General features: G+C 53.3%; 11 protein-coding genes and 1 tRNA gene. 4 read left to right on the forward strand and 8 right to left on the reverse strand.

Features of this window, described 5'->3' with window-relative positions:
* Positions 1 to 130 precede the first annotated feature (130 nt).
* Positions 131 to 204, forward strand: a tRNA-Cys gene (locus ARC85_RS19185).
* A gap of 92 nt (positions 205 to 296) precedes the next feature.
* Here ARC85_RS19185 and ARC85_RS19190 read toward each other — a convergent pair.
* From ARC85_RS19190 to ARC85_RS19205, 4 genes are all read right to left on the reverse strand, one after another.
* A complete protein-coding gene (locus tag ARC85_RS19190) occupies positions 297 to 1,538 on the reverse strand; it encodes a site-specific integrase (protein WP_286715902.1) in 1,242 nt (413 codons plus the stop codon).
* Between the two features lie 2 nt (positions 1,539 to 1,540).
* Positions 1,541 to 1,789 (reverse strand): hypothetical protein, encoded by a 249-nt coding sequence (locus ARC85_RS19195; RefSeq protein WP_286715904.1) that lies wholly within the window; start codon positions 1,787 to 1,789, stop codon positions 1,541 to 1,543.
* Positions 1,790 to 1,957: 168 nt separating this feature from the next.
* A complete protein-coding gene (locus tag ARC85_RS19200; RefSeq protein WP_286715907.1) occupies positions 1,958 to 2,440 on the reverse strand; it encodes a hypothetical protein in 483 nt (160 codons plus the stop codon).
* 110 nt (positions 2,441 to 2,550) lie between these two features.
* Positions 2,551 to 3,192: a hypothetical protein gene (locus ARC85_RS19205; protein WP_286715909.1), complete on the reverse strand. Its 642-nt coding sequence runs from the start codon at positions 3,190 to 3,192 to the stop codon at positions 2,551 to 2,553.
* Between the two features lie 691 nt (positions 3,193 to 3,883).
* Between ARC85_RS19205 and ARC85_RS19210 the strand changes: the two genes are divergently transcribed.
* Positions 3,884 to 4,612 (forward strand): hypothetical protein, encoded by a 729-nt coding sequence (locus ARC85_RS19210; RefSeq protein ID WP_286715912.1) that lies wholly within the window; start codon positions 3,884 to 3,886, stop codon positions 4,610 to 4,612.
* Between the two features lie 103 nt (positions 4,613 to 4,715).
* Here ARC85_RS19210 and ARC85_RS19215 read toward each other — a convergent pair whose 3' ends face one another.
* The 4 genes from ARC85_RS19215 to ARC85_RS19230 form a co-directional block, all read right to left on the reverse strand.
* Positions 4,716 to 5,393 (reverse strand): hypothetical protein, encoded by a 678-nt coding sequence (locus ARC85_RS19215; RefSeq protein ID WP_286715915.1) that lies wholly within the window; start codon positions 5,391 to 5,393, stop codon positions 4,716 to 4,718.
* A gap of 214 nt (positions 5,394 to 5,607) precedes the next feature.
* On the reverse strand, positions 5,608 to 5,997 hold the full coding sequence (locus ARC85_RS19220) for a hypothetical protein (protein WP_286715918.1): 390 nt from the start codon (positions 5,995 to 5,997) through the stop codon (positions 5,608 to 5,610).
* A gap of 82 nt (positions 5,998 to 6,079) precedes the next feature.
* Positions 6,080 to 7,009 carry a hypothetical protein gene (locus ARC85_RS19225; RefSeq protein WP_286715920.1) on the reverse strand — a complete coding sequence of 310 codons (930 nt, stop codon included), beginning with the start codon at positions 7,007 to 7,009 and terminating at the stop codon, positions 6,080 to 6,082.
* A gap of 417 nt (positions 7,010 to 7,426) precedes the next feature.
* Complete coding sequence (locus ARC85_RS19230) at positions 7,427 to 7,585, reverse strand: hypothetical protein (RefSeq protein ID WP_286715921.1); 159 nt, start codon at positions 7,583 to 7,585, stop codon at positions 7,427 to 7,429.
* A 128-nt stretch (positions 7,586 to 7,713) separates the two neighbouring features.
* On the opposite strand from ARC85_RS19230, the gene umuD reads away from it, so the two are divergent.
* Both umuD and umuC read left to right on the forward strand, forming a co-directional pair.
* On the forward strand, positions 7,714 to 8,151 hold the full coding sequence (umuD, locus tag ARC85_RS19235; RefSeq protein WP_286715923.1) for a translesion error-prone DNA polymerase V autoproteolytic subunit: 438 nt from the start codon (positions 7,714 to 7,716) through the stop codon (positions 8,149 to 8,151).
* Positions 8,152 to 8,153: 2 nt separating this feature from the next.
* Positions 8,154 to 9,455 (forward strand): translesion error-prone DNA polymerase V subunit UmuC, encoded by a 1,302-nt coding sequence (gene umuC, locus ARC85_RS19240; RefSeq protein WP_286715924.1) that lies wholly within the window; start codon positions 8,154 to 8,156, stop codon positions 9,453 to 9,455.
* The last annotated feature ends 126 nt before the right edge of the window (positions 9,456 to 9,581 follow it).

Raw genomic sequence — 9,581 nt, forward strand, 5'->3', positions numbered from 1 at the left:
GGAATAGCTCAGTTGGTAGAGCACAACCTTGCCAAGGTTGGGGTCGCGAGTTCGAATCTCGTTTCCCGCTCCAATTTCTCCAAGTCTCTCAATGCCTCCTGAGAGCAAAAGCCAGAATCCAGGCTTCCCCGGCGCGGTGGCAGAGTGGTTATGCAGCGGACTGCAACTCCGTGTACGCCGGTTCGATTCCGACCCGCGCCTCCATTTTTCTTCTTTTAATTCAGTGTCTTATAATATTCAAGGATTGGCTGGCGTATTGGTCGCGACAATTCCGCGACAATTTCGCGACAAACATTTTATAGTTTGTCCGTGTCTCTCAGTGATTTCAGTGTCGATTTTGACCGCTCAGGTGGCCTGATCAACCGGTAGTGTTTCCTCATTTGCGGCGATTCGTGCCCGCCTTTATTGTTTTCACCTTGGGATAGGAACTCGTCGGTAAGACCCTTTTTCCGGAGATCCCGTAGCTGATACTGGCCCTTAAATCCGGCTGCCTCACAGGCCTCTGCCCAGCTGATCTGCATAAATTTGTGACGCACTGGTTTGGTTCGGCTCCGCATTCCGAAATAACGTGGGTAGACCATTAAATATGGTGAGATGATTTCCTGGTCACGCTTCCAATTCCGGAACCACTCGATCAAGTCCCTCAGCTCTTCGTTCATCTCAAGTACAATCGGGACACCGGTTTTATGGCGGGCAAAATGAATTTCGCCATATTCGCCCTCGTCATCTCTTATTTGTTCTTCCTTTAAACCGAAAACGTCAATCGGCTGTTGCGACATCATATAGATCAGGTCGCAAATCTTGGCCCGCCAGGTACCATCTTTAATCCGCTTATTCAGTCGATGGATGCAAAGCTGTTCAGTTATTTTGATATATGCATCATCGGGGATGAGCACTTCTCGTTTTGGTTCACTGATTTTCTCAATGTCCCGTATGGGGTTCCGATCAATCACGCCGTCTTGGACGGCATGCATTAAAACCCGGCTGAGGGTGTTACGAAGACCGTTATAATGTGTTGGTTTGGTAAGCCAGGGAGACAGCAGTCGCCGTATACGCCGGAGAATCTGCGGGTCGGAGAGGAAGAAATCCGACTCTTCGCTCGCTTCAAGTTGTTGGGCATCGCTTGCGTAGTCCCTGCGTGACGCCAAGGCGATTGGTTTGCCACGATTTCGCCCCCTCTGACTGAGTACGTGACAGTCGCCCCAGACCATCTTACCGTCCTTGTACCCGTGTCCGAGGACCTCGGTCCGCCATCTACGCAGATAGTTGGCGAGGGTGATTTCCGGATCAGCTTCTACCTGGGAGGTTGTTGAGAGTTTTATTGCTACCTCGTTCACGTCGTATTGGTTTCGGTCTTGTTCCCAAATCTGCTGGAGCATTGCCCACCGGCGAATAGCCAGACTACGATTCGTTGTTTCCAGACTCGCCTGAATCCGTGTGATCGGATGACGCACATAATAAACGCCATTATCTTCTCGAATGTATAGCCCAGGATACTGCGCCAGGGATCGGTGTTTGAGGGTTCGACGGCGCGCCATAATTATCCGGTCTTCTTCACGATCTTCATGACGACTGCTAAGTCTTCGTCATCGTTTTCGTCGTTGATGCCGCCCAAAGCACGGCTGCGCATGACGGCGAAGAATATGTCGATGTCGATTCGCCAGCGTTTGCCATCCCGAAAAGCGCCGGGGATTGTTGGGCAGCGCCGTCGGATCGTTGAGACTGAGGGTGGATGATCGTCCTCACCGTAGACGATCTCGATGAACGTCGGGATGGATACGAGTCGCATGGCAGGACCTCCAGCTTGGGATTCGCTGTTTAATCATTTGGCCTATCACTCAGCTATTGATTGGCCGGCTAGTGTTAGATTATCGAGAATTGGAAGTCTCTGCGGGCGTCGCGCTGTCTTTTTCGGCGACATTCGGCTTTCTATGTCCTTCGGTCCGTGGATTTTGTGTCATCGCATGGGATCATCATCAAATGACGACGAGTTGAACGCGTCATCTGTCCCCATTCCGTACAGGTTGCCGCCGACATCAAACCCTGCTTCCATGTCGCCCATCATCGGAAGCCCGGTGGCAGGGTTGATGGATGATCCCATGTCGTCAAAAACGGCCAGGTCAGAAACTCTGTCGGTCAGGAGGCCTGAATCGTTAGAAAATGGTGAACGCAAGTCAGTATCAAACTGCTGTGGGGCCTTTGGCCTGTCATACGAGGAATCCAGCTGCCAGTCATCGTCATCACAAAAAACCTGAGTATGGAGTGGATCTAGGAAGTGCGCGGAGGATGAGGTTCGGGAGTAGCTCCGATCGCTCGGGAGAACCGGCGAACGCGTGGACCGGGCGATGAGAAACCCCAATGTGGCCCCGATAACGGCAAAAAATGGGCTTTCCAGTCCCCCGAACACGGCGCCGGCGATTATCAAAATTGTAGTTCTCATGGATTTCGAGCCTCTATCGATTTCGAGTGTTAGCCCTCGAATAAGTTAGGTTGCTCCTTGGCCCCTCGCTGGCAAGTGACGGGCCAAGGGTCTGATGTTCTGGAGGACGACTAATCCTCCATTTCAGCCAGCAGGTTGTCTCGGTACTTCGTAAGCGCTTCTGCTATCTCGTCAGGATGGAAAGGGTATTGATCCAAGAAAGCGGATTGGATAGCAATTTCCTTGATTTCGGCATTCGTCAAATCTGGTGTGACGAGGTATTCAAGCAGGCCGGAATCGTAAAAGGCACCTTCTGCAGTCTCTCCGGGCCTTCGCATGCTCTGAAGGTCCAAAGCGATGTGGCTCAAACAGTCGTCCACTTCAGACCGCAAATCGGCGAAGCTTTCGCGTAATTCATCGAGCTCCATATTGCTATCGTCCGACTGGTAGGAATCGAAGATTTTTTTGTACTCATCGATATGTGGGCGGATTCGCATGTGAACTGTCTTTAAATCGGACTCCGTTACGGCCTCGCCTAGCGGGACTATGAACTCCTCACAGTGGAATTCAGGCCATGACCTCGACTTCATGTCGCACTCATGGATGCATGTTAGGCCGGTAATCTCATCCCCGGCGTCGCGGTTAAAATCACACTGGAGCGCAAGACTGTTGCCGCTGCGGGTGAGGTAGGCCCTTTCTTTCCGAAGTGGGCAGATTCCGCTCACATAGTCACCATGGTCCTCAAAGCTGATTGCTTTCAACAAGTCCTTCATATTTTGCATGCCTTAAGCTATTGGATTTGAGGGTTCATCGTACGAGTAAATTCATGCGGTTTTGGTCGCTAAATTGACTAAATCGTTCACTGTCACGACCCAACATCTTGTCGATCTCGCGTAAAGTGAGCACATTTTTCCTCGACTTTTTCAGTTTACTCCAGCTGGCAAAACACCCAAGCCCGCGGTGCGTTCGAAATGCGCGGCCGAAGATTGGTTCTAAGTTTTCACAGAGTCCAACGCCGCAGAGTCACGCAGCAACGCCAGCAACATGTATCCATCGTCGAATTTTGTATGTTCACTGAGCTGCTATAGCACCAGAGCGCCGATCAAAAAAGTCTGGCCAATCGGAATCGGCAGCGAGTATGCGGTACCCCTTTCCTGGGCCGCGTCGCGCAGTCTTTTTTGACGACATGAGGTTGTTGGTTGGAATTCAGAATACCTCGATTGGCAAGAAGCCCAAATCGGATTGCCGCTGACATCACCAGCGCCCTCAATGGGAGCTATTTGGGGCAGTCTTGTGTCTGTGCTGATAGGCAGCCTGAGGAGTGTAATGCCGGGCACAACCCGACCAAATTCAGAAAAGAGAGCCCAAAAGGCTCTTTTTTTCGCCTGGAATATCAGCCACGAGTAGGGGGTTGCGTTTTCTGAGAGGGCGTTATACTGGAGTTATTCAGAAGAGAGGAAGGTCATGGAAACAATTTTTTGGGGATTTGCTGCAATGGTGGGCTTGGTGATGGCGCCGAGAGTGGTGCGTCACAGCGTCGCTGGTGGGTTCGCTCGTTTCGTCTGGTCCCCTCGTTCGCCGCTGGCGATGGCTGGAGCTGGCCTGGCAATTTTAGGACTAGGTCTGAACCCGGGAGTTGCTGTCGTAGCTGGGTGTATTGCGGTGGCCTTGGTAGCGCACAGCGGTGGTGTGGCGCGTAAAGGCTTGGTCGCAGTTGTGGTGCTTATGGTGGCGGCCATCGGGGTGATTGCTGAGGCCCAGGTGGGTGTTGATTGGGTAATTGGTGGCGTGGTCATCGGAGCCGTTTCCATCGCAGGACTGTGGTGTTTTGGAAGGATCGTAGATCCAAACGGAGCGCTTGGGGATCACGTAGGCAGGGGAAAGGTAGTCTGCGTCTGTGCAATGATCGTAGCTGTCGCAGTAGGCGTTGAAGCGAACTCTGAGGGCGCACTGATGGCTGCGTGGGAAGCTTGGTCGATGGGGATGATTTGGTCCTGGTTGGCGTTTGCTGCTCTGTTGGTGGGCTCCAAAATTGGGCTCTCACAGCGTCTGGCCGCCTGGGGAGAGCGTGAGGTCGAGAGCGTGACATTTGATAAGTACAGTGAAAGTGCGTCAGAAGGTTGGTGGAGGAATCTAGAGCCAAATGAAATGTGTTCGGTGATGAACAGAGGGAACGATCGTTTCTGTATGTAGCGGAGAGGTGTTGCACAACCAGCGTTCTGGGGGATTGCGGTCTCCAACATTCCCTGATTCCTGCTCACGTCCAGTGAAGACGATATTCCCTGAGCCCGTGGTTCTATCGACTCTCGCGTGTTTGCCGGTTTGCAGACAGCCCAGCCTTCCATTTGAGCCACGGGTTGTCTCGGTAGGCGGTCAGCGCATCCGCTATCTCGTCAGGATGGAACGGATTTCCTTCAACAAAAGCGGCTCGAGTAGCGGCTTCTAGAATCTCCTCGTTAGTCATGTCTGGTGTGACCAGATGGTCTGGGGCGATGGAAAAGTAAAACGCACTTTTGCTAGTCGAACCGATCTCCCGAATGGTCTGAAGATCCAACTTTTGGTTGCAGAGACAATCGTCTACTGCACTCCTTAATTCGGCGAATTTTTCACGTAGTTCATTGAAATCCATGTCGCTTTCGTCAGCATGGTAATAATCAAAGATTTTTTTATACCGATCAATGTGTGGCCGGATCTGCATGTGAACTGCTTCTACATCCGCCTCAGTGACGGCCGCGTCCAGTAGGACTATTAGCTCTTCACATTCGATTTCAGGAAAGGATGTGACCCGAAGATCGCAGTCAAAGACGCATGTAAGGTCGCTAACTTCATACCCCGCGCTGGCTGAAAAATCGCATGAGAGCGCAAGAGTGTCTTCACTACGAGTCAGGAATACCCTCTCTTGCCTAATTTGACAAAAACCGCTCAGATAGCCGAGATGGTTTTGGAGTTGGATTTTTTCTATTAAATTTTGCATTTTTTCTTCCGCTTTCAGTTGTGATTCGTACCTCACTCATAATAAGAAGAAAATCAGGCGGATTTGGTCGTTAAATCGACTAAATCGTTGACAGTCACGACCTAATACCGCGTCGATCGAGCGTAATATCAATGGTTTTTCCTTGAATTCCACTGGATCGTCTGGTTAGCAAAAAATATTCAGCACAGTCCAAATGCGGGCCCGGAAATTTGCTCTATTTATTTCCGGTGCACAGCGCAGCAGCGCCACGTAGCGATGCCAAAAGCAGAGATCCGTCGTTCAATTTCGTGTGTTTACTGAGTTGCTTCAGAACCAGAGTGCCGATCAAAAAAGTCTGGCCAGTAGGAATTGGTAGCGAGTATCCGGTACCCCGTCCCTGAGTCGCGGAAAGAAAAAGTTTGCCGGGCTGTCGTTCGATATGAATGCCTTTTTGAGGCCTCTTGAAATCGGCAAAGGGTAGATAGCCAAGACACACCGCCGCCAGAATGGGTAGTTCGGTTTCACTGAGCTGCAAGGTGATCTTGCGGCACCACTCGATCGAATCCCCGTTTCGTGGAGCCACATCAAGATTTACAGTCCAACCTATCGGCGCCCCTCTTTGCATCAGGGGTGCGGCCTCGACAGTCAAAGCCGCCCGAGCGCCATAGCACCTAGCCTTTTCCTGCGTACCAAGGGGCGGGGGTGGGTCAGCGAACATAACGGTACAGCCTTAGTGCATCCACAATTGGCTTTGCCTCCAGGCTGGACTGTCTGGCGAGCCGTGGTGGCTGACTTTTGGAAGCGCCGGGATCTGGACGCCAGAGTTTTCTGGGCATGTCTTTCTGCTGTGCAACCACGACACCAGAGATAGGTGCTGACGCCCGGATAATCTCCCCGTCTTTTCGGTAAGCGAAGTTGGCCCGGAGCTGATTTGGTAAAGGGATTTTTCTGGCCAACGGCGCGCCGGGATCGCAGCGTTGGGCAATCAAATCAACAGCGATGGCTGCGATGCGCTGGTCAGGCCATTCTGATGCCATAACCAAGGCCTCTTCGTGATTCAACTTGATGATCCGCGCGTGCTTAGTCGTCCAGGTCCAGCTAAAGACCTCGAGATTCGGTGGCATGATGCGTATGCGGGTGTAACAGCGCTTGAGGTCGAGGTCAGCGATACGCACGGCGTTCATCGCCCGGCGAAGTTTTTCGCTTCGATAACCCTTATCCCGTATTTCGTTCTCGATCAGTCGAGAAATCCGGCTGGCGGATGTCGAACTACTTTTCTGGAACCGTCGGATGTCCAAGACGGCCTGCTTGAAGGCATCTTTAGCGGCGTTATAGGCGCTTACCGCAATAACTGTGTCCGGGGAACTACAAACTATGCCGGCGTCCAGGGTCCGGTGAGAGCTGGGCTGAATGGTCAAATGCGTCATTGAACGAATGGCCACCCGTCGGGCCTCGTGGGAGGTGTGCTCCGTATCGTTGTTTCCGTGGGTGGGTACATACACCGGGTAACCGGCTATATGATCGGACTCGAGGGCAGATGCAACCGTAAATCCCAGCTCTGACATCTTCTGGAAGGTATCCGAAAGATTGAATATAAGATCGTGGGGCAGCGCTTTGCAGTCGGTTTGTCTTGGCATGGCAATACCTGGCTTTTTTTGACTAACACTCGTCCAGTATATCGACCTCCCCAAATTAGCAAGGGGGGTAGCCAGGCTCGGCTGGAGCCTCCTTATTGCGTCTGAATCCTCGCAAGCCCTGATCGCAAAAGGTGATGTTTACTAAACCAGATCTGCCATGGAATCCTGAAAGAAACCATGCCCGAAACCATTGAGATGGCCGGCAACCAAGGCACCTTTCTTTTCCTTTGCTTTCCTTGGTTTGCCTTATATTACCTGGCACCCGCGAGACGGTGTCTCTCGGGGCGCCTTCTCGGGATGGATAAGCCGACTCACGGGTAGCGTGGAGCAGGGGGATGCGGGCTGCGGGGGTAGAGGCACCGGTGGCGGATCTGGTGTAGTAGATTGATTAAAAGAAGGGTGCCCAGAAGATTAGGGTTAGCGGCAGGCAGAGCGTTCTTCTGAGGGTTTCGGGGCAACCGACTGCGTCAGGGCGCGACCAATCACATAGCCGGCTGCCACACCCACCAGCGCAGTCACCGGCCCGATCAGGCCGCCCACCAAGCCGCCAATAAACATCAGTATTACGCTTTTCATACAGACTCCTCCCGCCTTCCTGGCAGCTGCACTCTTCTGAGTATAGGGCATGGTGCCCAATGATGGGTTGACCTGCTGATATTGTCTCGCCAAAATGCTGTATATTCAACCAGTATTCGGTGTAAAGCATGTCCTGTATTCTGCTTGGTGACTACGAATCCGTCTCACGCCTGAACATCCCGATGTTTCTGGAGAGGGTCTCGGCTGGCTTCCCATCGCCGGCAGAAGACTACATTGAGAAGACCATTGATCTGAACGAGCTGTGTATTCAGCACCCTGCTGCCACCTTCTTCGTTAGGGTTCAGGGTGAGTCCATGACTGAGGCGGGCATCTATCCCGGCGATGTTCTGGTGGTGGACCGGTCACTGAGGGCCGGACATGGAGACATCATCATCGCCAGCCTGGAAACCGAGATGACGGTGAAGCAATTGCATCTGACGCCGCCACCCGCGCGCCTCCTTCCTCGGAATCCCGCCTACCAGCCCATCACGGTCGAGGGTGACATGGTGATGGAAGTGTTTGGGGTAGTGACCAACGTCATCCGGTCAATGAAGCGGGGAGGGTAGGGATGGCATCGGTTGACCGGGATCAGGCCGTCTTCGCGCTGGTGGACTGCAATAATTTCTACGCCTCCTGCGAGAAGCTGTTCCGTCCGGATCTGCGCAATACGCCGGTGGTCGTGCTATCCAACAACGACGGCTGCGTGGTCGCCCGCTCGAAAGAAGCCAAGGCACTGGGGATCAAGATGGGCGTGCCGGTTCATCACGTCAAAACGGAAATTAACCGGTATGGCATCCAGGTGTTCTCCTCCAACTACACCCTCTATGGCGACATGAGCCGACGGGTTATGAACACACTCGAAGCCTTGGCACCACGGGTGGATGTCTATTCCATTGATGAAGCCTTTCTGGACCTCACCGGCATTGACCGGGTGGTATCCTTCGAGGATTTTGGTCGAGAGGTCAAGAACACCGTGTATCAGAACGTCGGCTTGCCCGTCTGTGTGGGCATTGCCCCCACGCGAACACTGGCCAAGCTGGCTAACTTTGCCGCGAAGAAGTATCCGGCGACGGGAGGCGTGGTAGACCTCACAGACCCCGCCCGGCAACAGCGACTGATGGCTCGGGTGCCGGTTGAGGAAGTTTGGGGTGTTGGGCGAAAACTCAGTGCCAGGCTTCAGGCCATGGGCATTGTCACGGCGTTACAGTTAGCGGACACCCATCTAGCGACTCTCAGAAAGCAGTTCTCTGTCGTGTTGGAACGCACGGCCCGGGAGCTCAATGGCGTGCCTTGTGTGACGTGGGAGGATGTGCCGGCCCCAAAGAAGCAAATCATGTGTTCCCGATCGTTTGGTCAGCCCCTTCAGAAACTGAGCGACCTGGAGGAAGCCGTTGCGCACTTTGCGACCCGTGCGACCGAGAAACTTCGGGGAGGTCAGCAGTATGCCGGGGAGCTGATGGTGTTCATCCGAACCAACCCGTTCAAAGCCACAACACCGCAGTATTCACGCAGTGCCAGTGTGAAGCTCATCCAGCCCAGCCAGGACTGCCGGGTTATTGTGCAGCAGGCCCTGAATCTGCTGCGACCGATGTATCGCGAAGGATTTGATTACGCCAAGGCCGGTGTCATGCTGTGTGAGTTGGTGGAAGAAGCGGGTGTTCAAGAGGATCTCTTTCAAGCCGCTGCCGGGCAGGCACCAGACAACGGCAGATCGGAACGCCTGATGGCCGTTATGGATGCCATTAACCGAAAGGCCAAGGCTCCGGTCTACATGGCCAGGGAGGCCGGGCCTGCTGCCTATGCGATGCGACGGGGGCATCTGTCGCCGGCGTATACGACTCGTTGGGATGACTTGCCGATGGTTCGTTAATAAACAAAAGCGAACGTTCGCGCACCTCGGTTCGATAAATCTGCCTATCTTTTCGTAGTGTCCGCAGTGACGGGGTAGAGCCTCAAGAGGTCGATTGGTTCAGAAGCTAATCCCTTTGGCTTTTTG

Source organism: Marinobacter sp. tcs-11 (assembly GCF_002049515.1).
Taxonomy (GTDB): Bacteria; Pseudomonadota; Gammaproteobacteria; order Pseudomonadales; family Oleiphilaceae; genus Marinobacter; species Marinobacter nauticus.